Raw genomic sequence first — 22479 nt, 5'->3', positions numbered from 1 at the left:
AGATGAGACTTCCCATCACTTCGAGTGAGTAAGATCCCTCAGAGACTATGAGGTTGATAGGTCCGAGGTGGAAGCGTGGTGACACGTGGAGCTGACGGATACTAATCGATCGAGGACTTAACTAACACATTTTTGATTCGTTGTTTACCTCTTATTTAGTTTTTAGGGTACAAACTCTAGCTACATACAAAAAAATACTTGATTTTTTCCAGAAAAAGATTATAATAGAATTTGTCACTGAAAAAAGTGAGATCACTTGTTATTATAATTCATGTCTGGTAGCGATAGCGAGAAGGTCACACCTGTTCCCATGCCGAACACAGAAGTTAAGCTTCTCAGCGCCGATGGTAGTTGGGGCTTTGCCCCTGCGAGAGTAGGACGTCGCCAGGCATTTCCATTCATTCCACAGTAGCTCAGTGGTAGAGCAATCGGCTGTTAACCGATCGGTCGTAGGTTCGAATCCTACCTGTGGAGCCATTTGGAGAGCTGTCCGAGTGGTCGAAGGAGCACGATTGGAAATCGTGTAGGCTGCGACAGTGGTCTCGAGGGTTCGAATCCCTCGCTCTCCGCCATTAGATTTTATTTTAATGGCCCGTTGGTCAAGTGGTTAAGACACCGCCCTTTCACGGCGGTAACACGGGTTCGAATCCCGTACGGGTCACCATTATGTGGAGGATTAGCTCAGCTGGGAGAGCACTTGCCTTACAAGCAAGGGGTCACAGGTTCGAGCCCTGTATCCTCCACCATTAAAAAATCAGTATTTTTCTCATATCGCGGGGTGGAGCAGTCTGGTAGCTCGTCGGGCTCATAACCCGAAGGTCGTAGGTTCAAATCCTGCCCCCGCAACCAATAATTTTTAAATAACTACTTCGAATCAACTTCTATGCTAGTTGGAAATCAGTAGTGCTGTTAAGTGCAACCAATTAATTTTGGTCCGGTAGTTCAGTTGGTTAGAATGCCTGCCTGTCACGCAGGAGGTCGCGGGTTCGAGTCCCGTCCGGACCGCCATTTAAATAGTAACAAACCTTATGGCTCGGTAGCTCAGTCGGTAGAGCAAAGGACTGAAAATCCTTGTGTCGGCGGTTCGATTCCGTCCCGAGCCACCATTTATTATTAGTAAGTGGAGGGGTAGCGAAGTGGCTAAACGCGGCGGACTGTAAATCCGCTCCCTCAGGGTTCGGCAGTTCGAATCTGCCCCCCTCCACCATTTAACATTTTCATTTTAATATGCATAATCTAGTAGGGGTATAGTTTAATGGTAAAACGAAGGTCTCCAAAACCTTTGATGTGGGTTCGATTCCTACTACCCCTGCCATTTTCATTTATGGCGGTCGTGGCGAAGTGGTTAACGCACCGGATTGTGGCTCCGGCATTTCGTGGGTTCGATTCCCACCGGTCGCCCCATTAATTATATATTGGGCTATAGCCAAGCGGTAAGGCATCGGGTTTTGATCCCGTGTATCCTAGGTTCGAATCCTAGTAGCCCAGCCAAACGCGGAAGTAGTTCAGTGGTAGAACACCACCTTGCCAAGGTGGGGGTCGCGGGTTCGAATCCCGTCTTCCGCTCCAGAGCGTGTGGCGGTATAGCCAAGTGGTAAGGCAGAGGTCTGCAAAACCTTTATCACCGGTTCAAATCCGGTTACCGCCTCCAATACATGCCGGTGTGGCGGAATTGGCAGACGCGCGGGACTCAAAATCCCGTTCCTTCACGGGAGTGTCGGTTCGACCCCGACCACCGGTATCCGCAGATCAATTTAAGTTAAGATTATTTGGAGCAAAAATGCTCATAAACCTTGGTATATGTAGGTTTATGGGCATTTTTTTGGGTTGAGATAGATGAATATTGATATTAAAGTGACACAATCATCTATCTTCTATTCGTAATTCTTTTAATACATGAGTATAGACATCTAACGTTGCTTAGAGATAAGCGTTAACTTACATAATGAATAAATGCCTTTTTGTATAGCAATATACTACGATGTGAATGACGTAATCCAAGAAGAGTAATAGGAAAAGAATTAATTCATCCAATAATCTTTTAAGTGACTTATTGATATTGGGGTGGGTAATTTGAAAAGCAACATTGAAAAAGTCATCTATTATGTAAAAAGCTCTTGTTTGTTCATATACCTCATGTGGTAGTTTTTCTATAAACTCCTTTCAAATCATATAAAACTTTTCATCTGATGATTCTAGGTCTCTAATTGTTTCTGAAATTTCAGTTGCGTTCGTAGGCTCTTAAAAATTTGGGAAGGTTAATGAAAAAATCGGTACATTTCAAGTTGAAATCATATATTTTCTAGTACATTAGTCGCGAACTATTGTTCTTATTGGGCAACCTACCAATATTATTGTAAGTGAATTATAATTTGATATAATAATCAATAATATATAATAATATTTTGGGAGATAGTGGCTTGGAAGTATAGAAGCCATAAGAATTTGAAGGGAAAGAAAGTAATCAGTCTTTTGATTTGGTTGTGTTATTAGGTTGGTTGCTAAACACCCAGAAAAGTAAATATATTTATTTAACGGTCAATAAACGAGATATGTAATACAACAAAGAAAGGGATCTTCGTGATTATTCAAAACTTAGCTTTTTTAAAATTTATATTTGCTAATGAGGTATTTATACCATATTCCACCGAAGCTAATACAAGTATTTTCGTAGTCTTATCCATTGTCTACCTGATCTAAATCCCGCTAGTTTATTATTTATAATCTGCGTTTAAAAGCCTAATCTTTTTAAGGAGACTAAACATAGTGCTTGGTATCATTTTTTCCATCTGTATTAGTATTGGACTTCCACTTTTTGCATTATTTTATTCTTGTGCCAAGAAATACTACATACCATTCTTTTTAGGTGTTTTTGCATTTGTTATATCACAGCCTTTATTTCGTCTGCCACTATTAGATTACTTGGAGAGTCATAGCACTTCCTATTTAATGTTTAGCGTAATACATCCCGCATTAATTACTGTAATAATTGGTTTATCAGCAGGGATAGTTGAAGAGTTGGCACGTTATATCATGATGAACTTTTTTATGAAGCAAAAGGATTGGAAGGCTGGCTTTTTATTTGGTGCAGGGCATGGTGGTATTGAGGCAGTTATGTTTTTAGGTATTAGTTCATTAGTTATGATGTTTTCCCCCGTATCTAATGCTTACAATATAGATTACTTTATTGGTGGCACCGAACGCTTTTTTGCACTAATACTACATATTGGATTATCAATTATCGTGTTACAAGGTGTCACACAAAAGAAATTTCTTTATGTTGCACTAGCCATTTGCATTCATGGATTCATTGATACATTAGTAGGGATCTTTCCACTACTATTCGAGTCTACAAACCATGTGATTATTGCTTCAGAAGTTTCATTAGCAGTAACTGCGTTAGTTGTTATTAGTTATAGCTTTATACTAAAAAGGAGGAAAATATTATAATGAAGAAAATTTTATTACCAATTTTTATTGTTGCATTGATGCTCATGCTTGTTGCATGCAGTGGTGAGGAGAATTCTGATTCTACTACTGAAAAGTATATCGAACAAGCAGAAAAAGTTATATCGTTATTAAATGAAAATAATTATGAAGAAGTATATGCCAAGTTTAATGATGAAATGAAACAAAGTTTAACACTGGAAAATATGAACACATTCACTCCTCTGCTTGAGGAATCTGGTGACTTTGTGGAAATTGATCAATCATCTGTAGAGGAAAAAGACGGTTATTTTGTCACTGTTGTTGTTGCAAAGTACACTAATCAAAATCGTGTGTTCACTATATCATTTAGTGATAATGAAGAAATAGCAGGATTATTCGTTAAATAAGTTTACTCATGATGAGTGGGGGGATTGTTTCCTATATAGACCTCTCCATTATGAATTACTCTTCCATCTTTAACAAAATGAAGAGGAAGTTTCATTATAGTTAGCTTTATCCCCTTTATTTCAATTTTATATTAGGCATTTTCAAAATTATTGGTGCTTTCCACTCGGAAAGCACTTTTTTACTAATAATTTAGGGAAGCATGGGGAGGGTTCGGAGCCACTGAAAATCATTTCCTCATAAACTTATAGAAAATATTCTTGTTGACTCCTAGTTGGTATGTCACATGTCTTCTTTCTTACAATACGTTTTCTATATTTTGCTATTAGCTTATAAACATTATCTCTTATTATCCTAGGTAAGATTTTTAAAGTAAGTACTGGATAAAACTTTTTGTTTATATTTGTTAATACATGGATAAATGCATCTGAGTAAGTATATATCTTTCTTTCATTTATAATTAAAATCATACTATCAACATTTGGTAGTAATTCAGAATGTGTGTAATACCAATCACTATTAAAATCTGTAATTCTGAAATCCCTATTTTTATTATTTTTAATAACAAATCGAACAAAAGCACTACACATATTACATTCGCCATCGAAAATTAATACGTTCATCTAATATCATCCTTTATATGATTGACCTCATTTTAATATAATTCTAAAATGCGTATAAACTAAAGACCCAAAATATTAATGTAGTAAGTCAGCTAGTATTCAGTAAAGTATCCGAAATTCTTTCTTTGCTAATGACTCACTTAATAAGCATAATTCGAATTAAAAAGATAAACATTGTGAGTATAATACCCACAAAACCAATTAATAAATTAAACGAATCAAGAAAGCTATTTTCGCTCAAGCTTATTTGAATTGTTTTCCAATGAATTAAGGCGAATATCAATACGATTTCTATATTTATCCAACTGATTAGTAACTTTCCATTTTTATAAAATTTAACTGCATTCTCCTCAGTAACATGACCAGGGTAGTTTAATAAATGTGGAAACCTAGCAAGTATCCTAGTCAATGTGTATATAATTATGGCTATCGCGATATTTAACAAAAGTACCCATTTACCTCCAAATTGATCTGGCGATTCTTGGGTAAAGTGAATAGCTATTTGTTGTGGTAGTTCTCTCCAATAAATGAAGGTAGTTATAATCATTCCTAATATAATTACTACAGCAGAAATGTCATGTATTTTTTCAGTTAGTGTTTTTGGTACAGGAATTTTTGGGTGCTTAATCAAGCATATCACTCCTACTATTTAATTATAAACAATAGCAATATCTATAAACTAGACTTTACAATTTATTATCAAAATCTTTAAGTTTTAAAACAGAAACTATCAAACTACAAAATTATAGTTTGATAGCTTCGTAATTTTTATTTTGAAAATTCCTCTGCTAGTTGATTTACTAGCATTTCTTTTTTCAACGTAACATCCTTAGGTGTTGTCGTAGAATCAGGACCCCACCATGTTGTTTCAGCATAAATTGCTGCATAAAGGGTTATACCAAATGCACCGGTAGCGACAAGAGCATGACTATATCCTCCTACCGTTGTAATCACTGCACCTAATACTGCAACATAGAACAGTCCTTGACCATCATCATTATGCTCAATATTTTTAATTTGGTATTGATTGTTTTCAATTGCTTTAGTTAATAGCTCTCCACCTTTTTCAAGCGAAGAATTAATATTTATATGGTTTCCACTGTAAACTGCTTTCTCCAATTCATCAAAGTATTGTGGGTCCAATTCATAAATATCCTTAATTAGAATATCTATTACTTCTTTAGACTTTTCATTATTTGCACTCTCTACAAGTTCTTTAGGAAATACATTTGGGAATAACTCTGCTACTGGCCCCTGACCAAACACAACACCTCGATAAATAGTTTCGCCATTAAAATCTTTTGTATTTGTTACACTAGTAGCCAATACATTGGATGAAAAACTTCCCATCATTACTACTAAAATCAATAGTACAGTAATACTTTTCTTTTTAAACAATTTCATCTACCTCTCATTAATTTTTTTAATAAAAATTGGATGTTTTTTTACTAGTCAATACCCACGCTTTAAACTAACTAACTCATCCCTTTTCAAGATTTAGAGTAAATCCTTTAAATTTTCTCCTAACTTTCACCTCCAATAATTGATAAAATCTAAACTTATCTTCCAATGGGCGTAGGTATAAAACTAGAGCTCCAATCATTACTAGAGAAAAACTAATTAATCCAAACATAACGGCTATTACTTCGTGTAATAATAGTGCTATTATTAAAAAGGATCTCCAGTACTTTTTAGATGAAAATAGTGCTGTAAAAAGTAATGTTTGAAGTATTAGAGTTCCCCAAGTAGCTACTACAACTAGTGGGGAGCTTAATATTGGATTGATAAATGTTAATAAAAAAGGATTTAAACCTAACATTGGGTCATTTAAGTAATAGTAAACGGCGGTTCCGTTTAACCACGTCTCTTCAAATAGTTTAGCAACCGTGGCATGAAAGTAGATGATAGCCACCTGTACCCTGATAGCATTATAAGAAACTAAAGCTATGATTTTGCTATATATCAATTTATCAGAATTCGCAGTATCCTCTTTTTCCATACTTTGCCAATGCCATTTTCTGCGATCAGTCAAGGTGATTGGAATTAGTAAGAAAGTAATTACAGCAGCAACCTGTTCTCCACCGTCAATAGTAGTTGCCGAAATGTTCATACTATAGGAAATCCACCAATGGATGATTCCAGTAAATTTAGGTCTCCAACCTGAGGCAACGACTAAAAGACAGATAATAGCAATCCATTTTAATACAGATAACGTAAAATAATCATTTGGTCCAATACAGAAAAAGCTAATATTATTATTACAGAGAGGAAAATACTCTCTGCCTGCAGATGGTTTAAATAGTAAATTTATATCATTAAATACTAATGTAAGTGCAGTAGCAAGTGCTAGTAAAGACCTTGAAAAACCATATACATTAGTCCATGGGTTAAATGTTAACGTATAATTATAGATTCCTTTACCTAAGTTTCCGAACATTCCACATTCACCCTAACTACCTGTGAAGGCATTGTTATTTCTTTACTATTCTTCGACCAAGCCCATGGAACTGGTTCTTGATATACAATCCCTAGATCTCCACATAAAGTCGGGAGTGGAGTAGGATTTTCTACTTCAATACTTTCCTTAAAGTTTTCTAGACAAGTACGAGGGTCATCTTCGCAGTCTACTAAACTGTCTTGAGATAACTTAGAACTGATTAACCCTGCTTCAATCCCTTGACTTCGTCCTAATCTTTTTAAACCGAAATAATTTTTGACTCTGTTATTTGGCCAATAGACTACTTCCTCACTATCCTCGACACTTATTATTTGAAAAGAGGGTTCTCTAGGGTCTTTACTAAAAAACCCCCATCCCTGTGGCAACCAAGTTTCAATATTTAGTTCTTCTGCTAGAGGCAAAGAGGTAATAGGATTATGAGGTAGAACTCTATGTATGGATGCAATAAAAATATAAGACCAAAAGAGCACTGCAAGTAAAAAAACAATTCCATACTTTAGATACTTTTGTTTTTCCTTTCTCTCTTTCATAAATTCGAATCTCCTTCAATGTATTATTACTACAACATAATAATACATAAGTTTTTTTATACTTTGTATTGGGAAAGTCACAGGACAAAAGAATGATAAGATACTATATTCATTGAATTTCGACACATTATGCGGAAAGTGTTCATAATAATGACATTTTTCCGTATTGTTCGTCAATTGTTCGAATTTATTCATTAATATTTATTCTATTATTCAATTAGTAGATTCTAAGGCCAAAGGGTCAGATTCTTCTATCACAGGTAGTTAACCTGTTTCAGAGAAGGTAAATGGGAGTTCCACTGAGTATAGAGTGGAATAGTTCATTGGAACCGGTTGGTCTTTGATGTCTCCGTTGGTTTGCAGGACGAGGGTAGGGGAGGTCCCTTGTCCCAAGGTATACCTAAAAGACTAGATATGATTACATTTATTAGAACAGACCATTTCAGTTTAAATTAACTCTTACCATAATCCATTAAAAGTTATTCCATTACACGAAAAAGTAATAAGAGTAGGTTGCTTTATGAATAAGAAGGAACCTTCACTGTCTATTACATAATTACTGTGCAGTTAACCCACCATCAATAACAAATTCTGATAAATACAGTAGATGGACAATCGAACTTAATTACGAATTATCGCAAGTGTCTAGCCAACGTCTTAATGGTGAGTCTTTAAGAATTGGACGTAGCGGAACTTTTGAGGAGTCCTTACTATGTGAGGGAGTGTAAAATTATATGAGTGGAACTTACGGATTTCTCTACTCATTATTTTTGAACTTATTGAAATAATAAAAAGATATGCCTCAATTCGCTATCCTAGTAAAATTTGTAAAATTATATTACAATGAAAAAGCTGCACATTTTTGAGGTAGCTAATGGCTACGGATTCTATATGAATTCATTAGTTGTGCTGTGATTGGAGTTACTATATTTCGGATAAAGTAACTTGTGCATTACATAATAACTAATACAACGAAGAGAGGATGTATTCATCATGAGAAACATTAGAAACATTTTAAAATTTGCCTTTTTCATTGTTCTAGCATTTGTTTTAACGGCATGTGGAAGCAGCAATGATGATAACACTACTTCTGGCAGTGAAGGTGCTGAACAGGTAGAAGATAAACAAACGAATGAAGAGGAATCTGTTGAAAGAGAACAACTAGAATTAGCGTTTGAAGTAAAGGTTTATGATGCAGAAAATAACGTGCTGAACGTTTCCTATGAAGCTAACTTACCGAATGATACCGTGATTTATCGTGCTGTTTTGAAAGACGAAGAAGGTAAAAGTCAATTAATCGAGTATGAAGTTACGGTAGATGAAGCGCAGGAGATAGCCTTTTCTCTAGAAGGAATCGATAAAGAGGCTTTAGTCAATAAAGAGTACCATTTAGTTTTCGAATTTAACGTAACGGAAAAAACGAATAGCAACTTATTCGAGGATAAAAGCTTAGGTGGTTCTTTCGCAGAGATGGATGAAGCTTATAGCGATTCTGACCAAGTCGTTGTAACAGATCTTGGTGTTGATGATGCTTACACTATCTCGCTAATGTCCTCTAATACAAACCCTATTGCTGCAGAGAAATTTGAAGAAGAATCAGCTAGCGAGTAAGTAGAAGACAGCTTGAACTTATTCGAATAATACAATATAGCTCCAACCACAATTTAAAACACCTAAAGACATTGGTAACAAAATGTTTTTAGGTGTTTTTTATTCTATAATGGATATTAGACACGTTTATCAAAGAAATGTAAACTTGTTATATAGAGGATACTAGTTACAATTTGAAGAAGATTCATTGTTAATGTGAAATATCTATGAAGTCTATATGTATTTGGTTGAATAAGATAAAATCTAACTTTTTGTAGATGGTTCTAAAGGGGCAAGTGGAAAAGGAGAACATTATTATACATATTCCATTAAAGATTTAGGTGACTCAACAGAGGTTATTTTACATGGTGAGCTTAAAGGAATGACAGGTATTGCAAAACTTGTTAGTATATTTATGACCCAAACATTTAAGAAGATTTGTGCCAAGGATTTGGATGCAGAACTAATGAAGGAACGGGATTCTGTAAAACCAGTAACCATTGAAAATTCAATGATTATTGGTTTTTTTCATTGGGGTCTGCCTCAAGATGTAAAGTGTAAAATTATCGAAATTTACTGTAGTTTGATTAAAAATGCTTATCCGTGGTATAAGTGTAAAAGGAAGCAGAGATATATTTGCTTTTATTTTTGGGAGCATATCAGGGTTTGCCCCGGTGTCTCATAATGAAAGGATTTGAATTTAAAAATGACAGACAATTTTTGGCGTGATTTACCACGACCGTTTTTTATACTAGCACCAATGGAAGATGTGACGAATGTTGTTTTTCGCCATGTAGTGAGTGAAGCTGCAAGACCCGATGTGTTTTTTACAGAGTTTGCAAACACGGAAAGCTATTGTCATCCAGAGGGACAAGATAGTGTGCGTGGGCGTTTGACTTTTACAGAAGATGAACAACCAATGGTGGCCCATATATGGGGAGATAAACCTGAATATTTTCGGCAAATGAGTATTGGAATGGCGAAAGAAGGGTTTCGTGGTGTGGATATAAATATGGGCTGTCCTGCACCTAATGTGGCACCTAAAGGGAAGGGATGCGGTCTGATCCGTCGTCCAGAAGTTGCAGCAGAATTAATACAAGCAGCAAAAGCAGGAGGATTGCCGGTAAGTGTGAAGACAAGGCTTGGTTACACGCATGTAGATGAATGGCGCGACTGGCTTACACACATCTTAAAACAAGACATCGTGAATCTTTCTATTCATCTGCGTACAAAAAAGGAAATGAGTAATGTAGATGCTCATTGGGAATTAATTCCAGAGATTAAGGAACTTCGTGACCAGGTGGCACCAGATACACTTTTGACAATCAATGGAGATATTCCTAACCGTCAAATTGGTATGGATCTCGTTCGCAAGTATGGAGTTGATGGGGTTATGATTGGGCGTGGAATTTTTAAAAATCCATTTGCCTTTGAAAAAGAACCTAAAGAACATACCAGTAAGGATTTAATTGATCTCTTAAGGCTGCATCTTGATCTACATGATAAATATTCAAAATTAGATTCACGTCCCTTCATACCGCTTCGTCGCTTTTTTAAGATTTATATCAAAGGGTTTCGCGGAGCAAGTGAATTAAGAAATCAATTGATGACAACAGAGTCAACAGATGAAGTGCGTGCATTGCTTGATAATTTTGATGAAAGAACGTTGAAATGAGTATTCCCCCAAAACTAGTTCTTCCGATGTGAAATATATTAGGAAGAGTCTAATTCTATAGCCTTTTATCTTATTGTTAAATTGCCGTTATTCTTAATATCTATGATTAGTAAAAACCCAAACCTCATATGGTTTGGGTTTTTACTATTGTACATCAAATGAAGAAGTGACAATAATATCTCAGGATAAATAAATGATGGAATACTTTTATATATTTCACTTTAATATTTCAGAAATGCATATTTAGTCAAGAGAATTAGTAGATGATATAGAAGATAATACCGTGAAATAACGATGATGTCTTCTGTTTTTTGATAACACCTCCTCTTTAATTAATAATAGTATTCTATCACTTTAAAAAGTATTATAATAAAATTGTTTTAGTATAGTGTGAAAAATACAAATCATTTAATAGAAACGGAAAGAAAGACAAGGAGGAAATTTATTGCGATCCCATAAAGGATACATGGAGGCACAGGGCGTGACGGTTCCATTTACGATGTCAATAATAATTGGTTCAACTAAAAAGCTTGCTATTTTACTACCTGATAGGGAATATACGTCCCAAGGTCCCCTATTTTGGTATGCCAATCAAGTATATTTCGGAGAAGGTTTTGATACACTACAATTTCATTACCCTACTAAAGATATAGAAGAACAAGATCTTCCAATGATTGTGAATGAAATGATCGTCTCGTTTTTGCAAAAACAAGATTATGATTCAATCCATTTTATCTCAATGGGAATGGGATCGACGATTGTTGCTTATTTACTTACTCATCAGCTTTACCCAAATGCACATGCTGTTTGGTTTTCGCCTTATATCCACGATCCAAATGTACTTGAGGCTTTATTGAACCGTCCAAATAGAGGGCTTATCTTTTTAGGAGAAATGGGTGACTTAATTGAGGAAGAAGGTGCTCAGTTAATAGACGAGAAGGATCATTTAATTGTTGCTCATGTAGCAGGTGGAAATGACCTTTTAGAAGAAGAAAGTCCCGAATTCAATATACATAACATGGGATCGATGATACAAGCGATTCAACAGTTCATTAAAAAAGAGGAGATTGAGCTCATTGAGGAAAAAACCAAAATCCAAGTATACTTTAGATTATATGGTGATGACTTTCCACTAGATGAGGTTACGGAAAAACTAGGTCTCGAGCCAACGAAAACTGAGAAAAAAGGAGAAGAAATTATTCCACCGAATGGAAGGGTTAATCCACATTTCAGGAGATATTATCCAGATACCTGTTGGGAATTCGACATCGGTTATGAGGAATCGATTGATTTAGACGAGCAACTGGACAAATTCATGAGGAGTTTTCGAAGTAAGACCTTCTTAATTAATGAACTTCGCGAAAAGTATGATTTGAAATCGTTTATTCAAGTTGTTCTTCAAGTTGAAAATGGAGAATCACCAGCTCTCAGATTGAATAAGAAAATCATTCGTTTTGCTCATCAAATCCAAACGGAATTTATTGATTTTGACATGTATGTGATGCCATATGATGAGAACTTACGATTTGAAAGTGATGGTGTGAATTTTAAGGGGCGAAATATGGATTAGCTATAGGGTAAAGCAGGATGGTGCAATATCAAGATAACACCTATTTTTTTGACATCGATTACAAATCGAGGTAATATTTTATTAATTTAATAGATTGTGAAGAGCCACGGAGACACACTTAATTTTCATCATTAGAAAATTTCGTGTGTCTTTTTCTACTCCCCTCATAATACTATTAAATAAAGAAAGGAGGTTTGTATCATGGCAATTCAAGAAGTTCAATTTGAATCATTTAACCAAAAAGACACGATTAAAGCTTGGATCTATACTCCAATTCGTCAACCAAGGGGAATTGTTCAGTTGGTTCATGGTTTTGGGGAACATTCTCGTCGTTATTTACATATGATTCTTGCATTAAACGAAGCAGGTTTTGTGGTAGCGGCAGATGATCATGTCGGACATGGGAAAACAGCTTATGATTCTGGTAATTGGGATGACTGGGGAGATAAAGGATACATGACGATGTCAGAGGATGAGCATAACCTTCGAAAGATTGTGCAGGAACATTATGAAGGTCTCCCTTATTTTATGTTTGGACATAGCATGGGTTCTATGATTGCGAGAGGGTATGCTGCCAAATATGGAGAGGGTATCTCCGGATTGATCTTATGTGGCACATCTGGTATTTTTCCACATGCGAATGAAATTTCCAAAGAATTAAAAGCACGCATCGACCAAGGGGATGGGGAGGTTGTTGATCCTGTATATCTGGAAGGTTTACTCGGCTGGATGACAGAGCGAATCGATAATTCCCGTACTCCAAATGATTGGATAAGTGGCGATCCTGATGTTGTAGCTGATCACGCCAATGACCCGTTTAATAATTTTACATCCCCTCCTAATATTCGTTCGCTTTATTATTTTGTGCAAATGATGGAGACCATTATTGGAACAGAATGGGCAGAAAAAATTCCTTCTACGGTACCTGTCTATAATATTGCTGGTGATCAGGATCCAGTTGGTTTGTATGGTGAAGGAGTATACGCTGTATCAAACTGGCTAGCTGATACAGGGCATCGTGTGAAAACAAAACTATATTCTGGTTACAGGCATGAAATCCATAATTACCGAGATATTCGCGATGAAGTGGAAGCGGGAATTATCGAATTTATTAATAGGGTTATAGAAGCTCATAGTTCATAATTTTAGTGTGAGCTATTCAATTTCCCAGAGTATTGAAGGTTTGAGGTTTCTACCTCAAACCTTTTATTTTAGCATTGGAAATAGAGAACAAGTCTCAGCGTTTTCCACTAGTTATTAACGGCCATTCTTCCCAGTGGGCCATCTTCTTTAAGGATGTCCTGTAAATTGTACACAGAAATCGGAAACATTGGGAAACCAAAGACGTATGGCGTGATTTCATAGAGTTGAAAATAGATGACCAAAGTTTTATCTGCAATGTAAAAGTCTTGATCAGGCTTTATTTTTGTAAATTCCTCTAGGGTCTGAATATCTCGTTCTTTGATTTGGAGCTGAATGAAGGAGGAGAGTCTGTTTATATAATTACTTCCTGGTTTAAATAGATCGCTAAGTTTATAAAGCGTCCCTTGTTTAGTATCAAAGGTCAATGACTTCATATATGTCATACCGTGGGCTGCTTGGTAGTGATACGTATAGTTGGATTGGCTTAAGCTAAGAATATCACGCTGGTTGTTTTTAATCTCGTACGTTCCAAGCATCTCTTCTACAGTAGTAGACAGATTTCCAATCTGTTGGTTAATTAGCTGTTGGGCTTGGTTAACTATTTGTTGATTAATGAACTGTTCTAACTGTTGATTCTGTAGATCTACTCTAGGATAATAAATATTTTTATTTCGACCAAAGTCAACCTTAAGTGTATCAATGCGTACAGGAAAAGATACAGGCATTTTCTTCAACCTTTCATTTGGGTTTTTATTCAATGTATTCTAGTGGAGCGGGAAGAGTGATAGGGGATGGTTCTCATGCTTCTTCATATGGAAAGAAGCAAAAGAATCATTTCATCAGAGGGGGATTAATGAACCAAATGGTTTGCTGACATTCAGATAAGTACATCACCCATCCATAGGTAGGCGAATACGATGATTATTGAAATGAATTTAGGAGTGATTGTAATGCCTATAGTTGATGGGAATTCTTTTATTTATACAGTGAAACCAGGAGATACTTTGTATTCTATAGCATCAAACATAGGGGGGACTGTTCCTCTATTAGTGGAAGCCAATGCTATATACCCTCCTGTTACAGATCCGTATCTCATCTTTCCTGGGCAAATATTAGTTATAACAACCCCAGGCAACAGACAAGTGAATCATATTGTTAGCACTGGAGAAGCACTATATGAGATAGCCAATCGATACGCAACTAGTGTCGATTCAATTCTAGGAATAAACCCTCACATCACAAATCCAAACCTCATTTATCAAAATCAGGTTCTTCAAGTTCCTGCTCTGATTTATCTAGTTGAACCAGGAGATACGTTTGCTAATATCGCACAACGATTTGGTATATCTACATCAACATTATTTGAAGCAAATCGTAATCGTCCAGGGTTAGCCCCTGATGTCATTTACCCTGGTTATCAACTCATTATCCCAGTTCCAATGTAAAGGGGCGGATCCCCGCTGAACTAAAGTACTAGTGAGGCGGGGAACTGAACCCAAAATATTGATTTTCATTTGGAAGAAAGAAAAAGAACAGCCCCCTGTGCTTCACTTACGATAATACGCTACAAGCTTAGGGTATTCCTTTATTTCTTGTCTCCCTTTTTCACTGATTGTATAGATGCCTCTTCGAACTCGAACGTACCACCCGTAATAGTTTTTACTTAAGATAGATTGTGTTTTCTTGCCCGTTCCCATTTGTAATAATGCCTTTGGTGATAGTTCACCATGTTCTTCAAGGTAACAAGCAATTTGGACGCAATTTTCTCGGTACGCTGTCATAATCTGTTTTCTACTAGAACCACCAATATTATAGTCTGCACTTCGCCCATTGATTTCTTTTATTATTGCTTGCCTGAGATATTTGGCTTTCCCCATGCTGATTGGACGGTGAAAAGGTGTTGGTTCTATGACAACTTCTACTCTTTTTCGCTTTTCTGTACACGAAACAAGAATAAGTCCTAACTCTAATCTTCGTAGTAAGTGACAAGTATCCCTCCATTTTTTAGAACGAGGGTTGTGCTTTTTCGGTTTGGGGATAGCAATATATACATGCTCGGACAACCGTTGTCTTTTTGTTGCTTGAATAAGCAAATCCACACTTAAGTTCAATTTTAATTCAACAATAATTAAAAGGTCGTCTTTCATAACTGCAACATCACAGTCTTTCACTTCCCCATAAACTTCGTAGCCTTTTCGCTTAAAATACTTATTAATTGGTTCGTATAAATCTATCTCTTTTAATTTTCTATTTTCCAATGCTAGCACCGTCCAGTTTTAAAATACTAGAACCATTCTATCATATCAATCTATTATGAATGATAAAAGGAATCATGACTCTATCCCCATAAACCAGGTGAGTTATTTCGAATATAGTAATGGTGAACTTTATTTACTTGTCACTATTTTTAAGAAGATAGTGAATGACATTAACAATAATTTATATAGATAAATTGGTTGTTTGGTAGATTGGAACCGCGAGTACAAATTAAATTAACAAGTGGGGGATTATCGTGACAACTGAGAATGCACTAATTAATAAATCCTATTATCAAACTATAATAGATGAGCACGAAAAAGAGCACCCAATTAAAATATTGGGTGAAATGTACATGGAGGAAATGAAGAAGCAACGGCCGAATTTATCCTCTATTCGCTATGCACAAGGGGAAGTATATTTCTTAAATGAGGATTATGAAGCAGCTATTTATAAATGGGGAAACCCCTTAGATGATCAGTTAATTCCATGGGCACAAAAGAATATAGCGGATGCCCATTTTGAAATGGGGTTATTGGAGGATGCAGAAAAATTCTACAAGGAAGTAAATACCCAATCGGTTGCATTGAAGGCGGAAGTCCTCCTGCAGCTGTTTTCTCTATACATACAACAAAGTAGACACGAAAATGCTGTTGATGCAATTAAAAATGCGATTAAATTAGACCCAGATTATTCCTGTGTAACGGAAATAGCTAAAACCTTCTTTGAGAACTTCAAGGATTGGGATAACGCGGTTGAACTTGCAGTAAATGAAGCAATCCGAACAAAGTCACTCTCATGGTTTGAGGTTGTAGAAGGGTATGCGGAGCAAGGTCACACAACAAACCTTGAACCAAATTATTTTCATGAAGTGTTAGTGACTTTATTACAAATTGATAAATATCGATTTGAAAGCCTTTCTGAAGTATTGTGGAACAGCTATAAACAAAGTGACTTTTATATTCAGTGGCTAGAAGAGATCAACCAACTTATTTTGAATAATGATTTTGAAGAATCCTATATGTGGAAGAAACTGCCGAACTTATTTAAAGTATCTTATTTTGAATTAATTAGCGGAAGGTTTTTAATAAGGGACATCTCGAAGCTAATACAAAGCCATTTAACCAATTGGTTGGAAATTTCATCTGTTTCAGATACTTTAATATCTTCAACTGCCATACTTGCTTGGGATGAGCTTTTTCCATCAGAACTAGATGAAACTGTGGTTAGTGAAGCAGAGTACCATTTTGAAAATTCAAATGCTCATCAAAACGGTAGACAAGTAGGAATGGAACTATTTGAATCTATTCAGACATGGGCGGAGAAAGAAGGCTTGTTAGATGATTTATCTGACTTTATTAAGCCTATGCTAGAGGGGTACAACATAGAAGTAGCAAGTCCTTCTAAAATCCGGTCTATTATTAAAACTTCCATTGAGTTTCTGATTGAAAAACGGGTAGAAGTGGAAAACGGCATTATTGAAAAAATTAACTGGAACGAAGAGCTGCTTGCAAAACTGAATGATATACATCATCAGTTGGGAGATATGGAAAAAGAAGAAGCGGAAGTGATTACAAATTCATTCAGTCAGCTAAAAAATGATATAGTTCAGAATATGATGAGCAAGCTTCCGGAACTACTTCGAAATTGTTCTGAAATGGTTCATGAAGACAGTGATTTTGCTAAACTCCATGTTGAGATTAACGATGAAATGAATAGGCAGATTGCTAATTACATGGAAAAAACTGCACTACATGATTTTAAAAATGCGGTTCAGGAATGGATTGAAGATTCCGAGAGAGAATTCAACGACAGCCAAATTAAAATTAACGAAATGAGTGAAAGTTTTAATCATCAATATGGAGAAGAGAAGATTGTATTGGAAGGTGACTTTAAGATATTAGATGATTGGCAGAGAGATATGGAACGATTAGCAAGGGGAATGGTACATCTTGATAAAGCAAATATCTTGTTACGTAATAACCCTTCTCAATTGTTGTTAAAAGGTGCAGGAAAACTGTTAGGTTCGATGTCAAAAAATAAAGAAAAACTTCATTATAAATATAAAAATTACATTGAAAATGAAGATTATAGTCAAATAACACAGGAATTAATAAGTCCATTCATCCAACAACTAGAATTATTTGAGGGATCGATAGAATGGGATGTAAGTAAATTTTTCTCAAACTCACTTGAAGTGCTTAATATGGTAAGTGAGGAAGTGCAGGGGGATATTGAAAAACATAAAGATTCCCTAGATACGATGCGAGAGAGACCTGAAATTTATCGTGATCCTCTTACGTTGTTTGAGTTAAAGCTTCGTCAGTATGAGTTGGTGAATGGGGTAGGTTGATTCTAGTTATTAATATTCCTGATTTTGGCCCCGGTTTCGTGAGGATAGACAACTCCGAAGCGGGGTTTTTAGTATAAACAGCACTTTCTTGTGATTCATTATTTCGTTGAGTTTAGGTCTGAAATTTATAGAACTGATAACCTTTTCACCTTGACCTTTCTCCTTTTAATTTATGATTCTAGTAAAAGGCTATCATTTTTCTATTAAAAAAGTTTGAATCTATTGTAAAAATAACTGAAAACTTTTTTCGATATGCAGATTGTGTATACCTATGTATTGGGAAATGGCCCTTACCTCCGTAAAGTGTTAATTCTTATAAAAGTGAAGATTAACCCTTGCTCATATCTTTGCCTTTTTGGATAAAACATTATGTTAATCCTGCAAATGAGCAATTTATAAGAAATTTACTACATCTTTGCATGATATGATAAAAAAGAGATTCAAACCATTTATTACCTTATGGAGAACAGAATGGAAAGATGCCGAATGGGAGGGAATTGAACAATGAGTGAAATTATTTTTAAACAGTTTGAACAGGTAAGAGGTTGGACGATTGAAGTTGCAAAATCCGTTCCTGAAGACATTGTACATACAAGACCAAAAGGATTTCGAAATAATATACTTTGGCAAGTTGGACATATCTTATCATCCACAGAATATTTTTTATTTGATTTGCCTTATAAACTAAACCATTTACCGGTAGACTATCTCGAATTATTTGGTACAGGAACGACTCCTGACAATTGGAATGGTCGTGAACCAATAATCACGCAGCTCATTACAGATCTAGAGAAACAGTTAGACTATATAAAGCAAATTTCAAATACACAACTAAATGAAACCCTTACAGAACCAAAACATGGGTTTCAAACCGTTGAAGATTGTGCTGGATTTTCCGTCTTACATGAAGCTCTTCATATAGGAAAGATTGAGGAAATGAAACGAATTATTACTTTTATAGAATGAAAAAGCATAATCAACGGGTAACTATACAGATAACATAATGTCAGTGGTGATATCGGAATTAACCCTAAGTTTCTTATGTCCATATTAAAATGCTGTGCTATGCGAGTGCTCTTAATTAGAAAGTTCCATTCTTTCGATTTATAATAATGAATGGAACTTTTTTCTAGTCTAAATAGGGCGCTCTTTTTTACTTGAGGTTTGAAGTGCTTATTTTATAAACAAATAACAATAAAAGGAGATCATATGAAAAATACAGGACTAGTACTAGAAGGTGGAGGAAGTAGAGGAGTCTATACAGCAGGAGCTCTACGATATTTAATGGAGCAGGGGATTTACTTACCTTATATCATAGGTGTATCTGCCGGTGCCTGTAATGGTTCTTCCTATGTTTCTCGTCAAATGGATAGAAATCGAGCGGTTAATATTGATTACATTGATCATCCCGAATATTTATCATTTCGGAATTTTATTAAGAAAAGGCAGCTTTTTGGCATGGATTTTTTGTTCGATAGATTGCCGAATGAATTAGAACCATTTGATTTCGATGCTTTTTATAATGCCAAAGAAGAGTTTGTGGTTGGAGTCACAGATTGCATATCTGGAGAGCCTATATTTTACAAAAGAAAAGATTATGCAAAAGACGTACTCACGATCGTTCGAGCATCGAGTTCATTACCATTAATTGCCCCTGTTGTACATTTTGATAACCGGATCTTGTTGGACGGAGGAATATCTGACCCGATTCCAATTAAACAATCAGAAAAAGATGGTAATCGGAAGAACGTGGTAATTTTAACAAGAGACAAGGGTTATGTTAAAGAACCTCAATCATTCGGTTGGTACTTCCGAAAAAAGTATAAAAAATATCCAGGTTTGGTAAAAGCATTAGAAAAACGTCATACTGTTTACAATGAAACTCTGAAATACATTTATGAGGAAGAGAAGAAGGGGAATGTATTTGTCATTCGTCCTTCAGAAAAAGTAGAAGTAGGGCGTATAGAAAGAGATAAAGAAAAACTAACTGCGTTATATCAACAGGGTATGGAAGATGTAAAAAAAGTTGTAGAGCCGTTAAGGGAATTTTTATCTATAAATAACCAATGAATTCTAAATGGATAAAAAAAGCATTGATGGATGAAGTGAACAGCCGAGATCCTATTATATGATAAGGGTTTCGGCTGTTTTAGAGTAATTGGGTCTGAGACTTCTAGATTAAATCAAAGAGCTAAAAAAACTCTTAATTAAGTTGAATTTAAGCAAGCCTCGTCATTTTTCGAAAAGTAGAAAATTAACTTCGTAGAATAAAAAAACTAGACTTAAAATAACGGTCTAGTAAAATGGACATATTTATTTAACTATTTTTTTCCAACGCTTGATTCACCATCTCTGCTAACTCCTGACACTGCTCTAGATCATTCTCATCTGGCTCAAGATCAATTGTCAGTCTTTTAGGCATGACATTTGCCCCTAAACTTTCAGCGCGATCTGCAATAATATCAACAGCTCCACCAAATACTTCATATAGAGAATCAGCAGACCCAAATACGCCAACAATTTTTCCTGATAGATCTATGTTGTCTAATTCATCATAAAAATCCTCAACATCAAACGGGAGGCCACCTCCAACCCATGTAAGTGTACCAATTAAAACAGCATCATAATCTAAAAGTTCTTTAACCTCTACGGTATCAAAATCAAATGACTTTGTAATTACATCATGCTTTTTCTCGATTAGATAGTCTCCGATCGTTTGTGCCATCAGTTCTGTATTACCTGTCATGCTCGAATATGCAAGGAGTACCTTCCTCATTATATTGTCCTCCATTCTAACTAGAGTGTATTTCCAGTTACGAATATAAAAAATTATGATTAGGAGTTTTGACCTCTTTTTACTGCTTTAACATGGTATCTTCCGCCTTCTTGGCGAAGTATGTATTCAGGCTTTGGTTGGCCGCGTCTTGCTTTATGACCTGCTAAATGAGCATCACTTCTTTCCCACTGTTTCCAATAATCCTCTGATTCCCAGCGAATCATTAAAACGACTTCTTCTTCGCCATTTCGTGCCTTTTGCTGCATGATCGTTAAATCAACAAACCCTTCTTGCTCTTCAATAATGCCCTTTTTACTAAATTGTTGGACGACTTTATCTGCATTACCTACTGTAACAACTATTTTTCTTAATGAAACAAACACATGAACAACTCCTTTTTTGATATGACATTAGTATAATTGATAATGAATATCATTGTCAATTATGTCGTGATAAAGGTAAATTTCACACAATTGTATTTTTATAAGGTTTTATATTTTTGATGAAAGTTAGAAAGAGGTAAGATGTAGGTAGAAATTATAAACAAAATACTTAATCACATATAAAGGAGATGTTATACGTATGAACACATTTCAAGCATTGGTTTTAGATAAAGTGAATGATCGAATGAATGTAGAGATTAAGTCATTAACCATGGATGATTTGCCTAAAGGAGAAGTAACCATACGTGTTGCTTATTCCAGTGTAAATTATAAAGATGGGATCGTAGCGATCAATGGTTCGTTTGTAAACTCTTTTCCTTTAGTACCGGGAATAGATTTATCTGGAACAGTCATTGACTCAACAGATGAAAGATACAAAACTGGCGATGAAGTAATTGTGACAAGCTATCAATTAGGTACACAACATTTTGGAGGATTCAGTGAAGTTGCACGTGTACCTTCTGAATGGGTGGTTCCCTTACCAAAAGGTTTATCGTTAAAAGAAGCAATGATTCTTGGAACGGCTGGATTAACGGCAGCATTATCGGTTGAAAAGCTTGAAATGAATGGATTGGAACCAAACAATGGTCCCGTTTTGGTCGCAGGTGCCACGGGTGGAGTAGGTAGTATTTCAGTCAATATATTAGCGAATAAAGGATATGACGTTGTAGCTAGTACAGGGAAATCGAATGAAGCTGATTACTTAAAAGGATTAGGAGCTAGAACGGTTATTCATCGTGACGAAATAATAGATAACGATCAGAGACCAATTCGTGAAGAAAAATGGGCTGCAGCGATTGATCCTGTTGGGGGAAAAACACTTCAATATATTCTTAGTACGTTACAATATGGAGGATCTGTTGCAACCTGTGGTTTAACAGGGGGAGTAGAGGTTTCAACAACTGTTGTTCCTTTCATTTCAAGAAGTATCAATTGGCTTGGTATTGACTCGGTTGAATGTCCCATGGATCAGCGACTTAAAGCGTGGAATCGTCTAGGTGATGATTTAAAACCTACAGCGCTAGAAAAGGATATCGTAAATGAAATCTCATTAACAGAGCTTCCAAAAGTTCTTGCAAATATTTTAGAAGGAAAAGTTCGTGGAAGAACGATAGTTAAGCTATAAACCGGTTTGCCTTCAATTCTAATCGTAAAACACTCATAAATGTTACATAGGTAACGTTTATGAGTGTTTTTTGACTCCAAAATATCCATCAACATTAAAAAA

General features: G+C 35.6%; 20 protein-coding genes, 14 tRNA genes and 2 rRNA genes. 27 read left to right on the top strand and 9 right to left on the bottom strand.

The window, feature by feature from the left end:
* The 18 genes from GMD78_RS18705 to GMD78_RS18620 all read left to right on the top strand — a co-directional run.
* A 23S ribosomal RNA gene (locus GMD78_RS18705) occupies positions 1-125 on the top strand; the annotation flags it as partial.
* Between the two features lie 149 nt (positions 126-274).
* Positions 275-390, top strand: a 5S ribosomal RNA gene (gene rrf / locus GMD78_RS18700).
* 12 nt (positions 391-402) lie between these two features.
* Positions 403-477 (top strand) — tRNA-Asn (locus tag GMD78_RS18695).
* A gap of 3 nt (positions 478-480) precedes the next feature.
* A tRNA-Ser gene (locus tag GMD78_RS18690) sits at positions 481-572 on the top strand.
* Between the two features lie 17 nt (positions 573-589).
* Positions 590-664: transfer RNA gene (locus GMD78_RS18685), tRNA-Glu, on the top strand.
* Between the two features lie 6 nt (positions 665-670).
* A tRNA-Val gene (locus tag GMD78_RS18680) sits at positions 671-746 on the top strand.
* Positions 747-772: 26 nt separating this feature from the next.
* Positions 773-849, top strand: a tRNA-Met gene (locus GMD78_RS18675).
* A gap of 82 nt (positions 850-931) precedes the next feature.
* Positions 932-1008 (top strand) — tRNA-Asp (locus GMD78_RS18670).
* A gap of 22 nt (positions 1009-1030) precedes the next feature.
* Positions 1031-1106 (top strand) — tRNA-Phe (locus GMD78_RS18665).
* A gap of 16 nt (positions 1107-1122) precedes the next feature.
* Positions 1123-1207, top strand: a tRNA-Tyr gene (locus GMD78_RS18660).
* A 34-nt stretch (positions 1208-1241) separates the two neighbouring features.
* Positions 1242-1315, top strand: a tRNA-Trp gene (locus GMD78_RS18655).
* Between the two features lie 12 nt (positions 1316-1327).
* Positions 1328-1404 (top strand) — tRNA-His (locus GMD78_RS18650).
* 12 nt (positions 1405-1416) lie between these two features.
* A tRNA-Gln gene (locus tag GMD78_RS18645) sits at positions 1417-1491 on the top strand.
* 3 nt (positions 1492-1494) lie between these two features.
* Positions 1495-1569: transfer RNA gene (locus GMD78_RS18640), tRNA-Gly, on the top strand.
* An 8-nt stretch (positions 1570-1577) separates the two neighbouring features.
* A tRNA-Cys gene (locus GMD78_RS18635) sits at positions 1578-1651 on the top strand.
* A 6-nt stretch (positions 1652-1657) separates the two neighbouring features.
* Positions 1658-1741 (top strand) — tRNA-Leu (locus tag GMD78_RS18630).
* Positions 1742-2766: 1025 nt separating this feature from the next.
* Positions 2767-3450, top strand: a complete 684-nt coding sequence (locus GMD78_RS18625; protein ID WP_343042435.1) for a YhfC family glutamic-type intramembrane protease — start codon at positions 2767-2769, stop codon at positions 3448-3450.
* Positions 3450-3836 carry a DUF3887 domain-containing protein gene (locus GMD78_RS18620; protein ID WP_155671093.1) on the top strand — a complete coding sequence of 129 codons (387 nt, stop codon included), beginning with the start codon at positions 3450-3452 and terminating at the stop codon, positions 3834-3836. Before GMD78_RS18625 ends, GMD78_RS18620 begins: the two co-directional genes overlap by 1 nt.
* 243 nt (positions 3837-4079) lie before the next feature.
* Here GMD78_RS18620 and GMD78_RS18615 read toward each other — a convergent pair whose 3' ends face one another.
* The 5 genes from GMD78_RS18615 to GMD78_RS18595 all read right to left on the bottom strand — a co-directional run bounded on the left by GMD78_RS18615 (position 4080) and on the right by GMD78_RS18595 (position 7445).
* The gene (locus GMD78_RS18615) at positions 4080-4457 is read right to left on the bottom strand and encodes a thiol-disulfide oxidoreductase DCC family protein (RefSeq protein WP_155671091.1); all 378 of its coding nucleotides are present in this window, start codon (positions 4455-4457) and stop codon (positions 4080-4082) included.
* Positions 4458-4593: 136 nt separating this feature from the next.
* Positions 4594-5088 carry a DUF1648 domain-containing protein gene (locus GMD78_RS18610; protein WP_155671089.1) on the bottom strand — a complete coding sequence of 165 codons (495 nt, stop codon included), beginning with the start codon at positions 5086-5088 and terminating at the stop codon, positions 4594-4596.
* A gap of 137 nt (positions 5089-5225) precedes the next feature.
* A complete protein-coding gene (locus GMD78_RS18605; protein WP_196493868.1) occupies positions 5226-5855 on the bottom strand; it encodes a sporulation delaying protein family toxin in 630 nt (209 codons plus the stop codon).
* Positions 5856-5937: 82 nt separating this feature from the next.
* Positions 5938-6894, bottom strand: coding sequence for a sporulation-delaying protein SdpB family protein (locus GMD78_RS18600; RefSeq protein WP_155671085.1), 957 nt, complete (start codon positions 6892-6894; stop codon positions 5938-5940).
* Positions 6879-7445 (bottom strand): SdpA family antimicrobial peptide system protein, encoded by a 567-nt coding sequence (locus tag GMD78_RS18595; protein WP_155671083.1) that lies wholly within the window; start codon positions 7443-7445, stop codon positions 6879-6881. The genes GMD78_RS18600 and GMD78_RS18595 overlap by 16 nt, the downstream gene beginning before the upstream one ends.
* 993 nt (positions 7446-8438) lie before the next feature.
* Between GMD78_RS18595 and GMD78_RS18590 the strand changes: the two genes are divergently transcribed.
* The 4 genes from GMD78_RS18590 (at position 8439) to GMD78_RS18570 (ending at position 13423) form a co-directional block, all read left to right on the top strand.
* Complete coding sequence (locus tag GMD78_RS18590) at positions 8439-9056, top strand: hypothetical protein (RefSeq protein WP_155671081.1); 618 nt, start codon at positions 8439-8441, stop codon at positions 9054-9056.
* Between the two features lie 685 nt (positions 9057-9741).
* Entirely contained in the window at positions 9742-10710 is a 969-nt protein-coding gene (locus GMD78_RS18580) for a tRNA dihydrouridine synthase (protein WP_155671077.1), read from the top strand.
* A 445-nt stretch (positions 10711-11155) separates the two neighbouring features.
* The gene (locus tag GMD78_RS18575) at positions 11156-12280 is read left to right on the top strand and encodes a DUF4279 domain-containing protein (RefSeq protein WP_155671075.1); all 1125 of its coding nucleotides are present in this window, start codon (positions 11156-11158) and stop codon (positions 12278-12280) included.
* 201 nt (positions 12281-12481) lie between these two features.
* Positions 12482-13423 carry an alpha/beta fold hydrolase gene (locus GMD78_RS18570; RefSeq protein ID WP_155671073.1) on the top strand — a complete coding sequence of 314 codons (942 nt, stop codon included), beginning with the start codon at positions 12482-12484 and terminating at the stop codon, positions 13421-13423.
* A 107-nt stretch (positions 13424-13530) separates the two neighbouring features.
* On the opposite strand, the gene GMD78_RS18565 is transcribed toward GMD78_RS18570, so the two are convergent.
* Positions 13531-14148: a DUF3298 and DUF4163 domain-containing protein gene (locus GMD78_RS18565; RefSeq protein ID WP_155671071.1), complete on the bottom strand. Its 618-nt coding sequence runs from the start codon at positions 14146-14148 to the stop codon at positions 13531-13533.
* 225 nt (positions 14149-14373) lie between these two features.
* Here GMD78_RS18565 and GMD78_RS18560 point away from each other — a divergent pair, with 225 nt between their 5' ends.
* Complete coding sequence (locus GMD78_RS18560) at positions 14374-14868, top strand: LysM peptidoglycan-binding domain-containing protein (RefSeq protein WP_196493867.1); 495 nt, start codon at positions 14374-14376, stop codon at positions 14866-14868.
* Positions 14869-14970: 102 nt separating this feature from the next.
* Here GMD78_RS18560 and GMD78_RS18555 read toward each other — a convergent pair whose 3' ends face one another.
* Positions 14971-15690, bottom strand: a complete 720-nt coding sequence (locus GMD78_RS18555; protein WP_343042434.1) for a DUF2161 domain-containing phosphodiesterase — start codon at positions 15688-15690, stop codon at positions 14971-14973.
* Between the two features lie 245 nt (positions 15691-15935).
* Here GMD78_RS18555 and GMD78_RS18550 point away from each other — a divergent pair, with 245 nt between their 5' ends.
* The 3 genes from GMD78_RS18550 to GMD78_RS18540 all read left to right on the top strand — a co-directional run bounded on the left by GMD78_RS18550 (position 15936) and on the right by GMD78_RS18540 (position 20102).
* Complete coding sequence (locus tag GMD78_RS18550) at positions 15936-18032, top strand: tetratricopeptide repeat protein (protein ID WP_343042433.1); 2097 nt, start codon at positions 15936-15938, stop codon at positions 18030-18032.
* A 504-nt stretch (positions 18033-18536) separates the two neighbouring features.
* The gene (locus GMD78_RS18545; protein ID WP_155671067.1) at positions 18537-18998 is read left to right on the top strand and encodes a DinB family protein; all 462 of its coding nucleotides are present in this window, start codon (positions 18537-18539) and stop codon (positions 18996-18998) included.
* Positions 18999-19241: 243 nt separating this feature from the next.
* Complete coding sequence (locus GMD78_RS18540) at positions 19242-20102, top strand: patatin-like phospholipase family protein (RefSeq protein ID WP_155671065.1); 861 nt, start codon at positions 19242-19244, stop codon at positions 20100-20102.
* A 247-nt stretch (positions 20103-20349) separates the two neighbouring features.
* Here the strand turns inward: GMD78_RS18540 and GMD78_RS18535 are convergent, their stop codons facing one another.
* Positions 20350-20808, bottom strand: coding sequence for a flavodoxin domain-containing protein (locus GMD78_RS18535; RefSeq protein WP_155671063.1), 459 nt, complete (start codon positions 20806-20808; stop codon positions 20350-20352).
* A gap of 59 nt (positions 20809-20867) precedes the next feature.
* Positions 20868-21191, bottom strand: coding sequence for an antibiotic biosynthesis monooxygenase (locus GMD78_RS18530; RefSeq protein WP_343042432.1), 324 nt, complete (start codon positions 21189-21191; stop codon positions 20868-20870).
* A gap of 199 nt (positions 21192-21390) precedes the next feature.
* Here GMD78_RS18530 and GMD78_RS18525 point away from each other — a divergent pair, with 199 nt between their 5' ends.
* A complete protein-coding gene (locus GMD78_RS18525; protein ID WP_155671061.1) occupies positions 21391-22377 on the top strand; it encodes an acrylyl-CoA reductase family protein in 987 nt (328 codons plus the stop codon).
* The last annotated feature ends 102 nt before the right edge of the window (positions 22378-22479 follow it).

It is taken from the genome of Ornithinibacillus caprae (genome assembly GCF_009728145.1).
Taxonomy (GTDB): Bacteria; Bacillota; Bacilli; order Bacillales; family Amphibacillaceae; genus Ornithinibacillus; species Ornithinibacillus caprae.
Note: the sequence above shows the minus strand (reverse complement) of the source record. Positions and strands in the feature narration are given on the sequence as shown.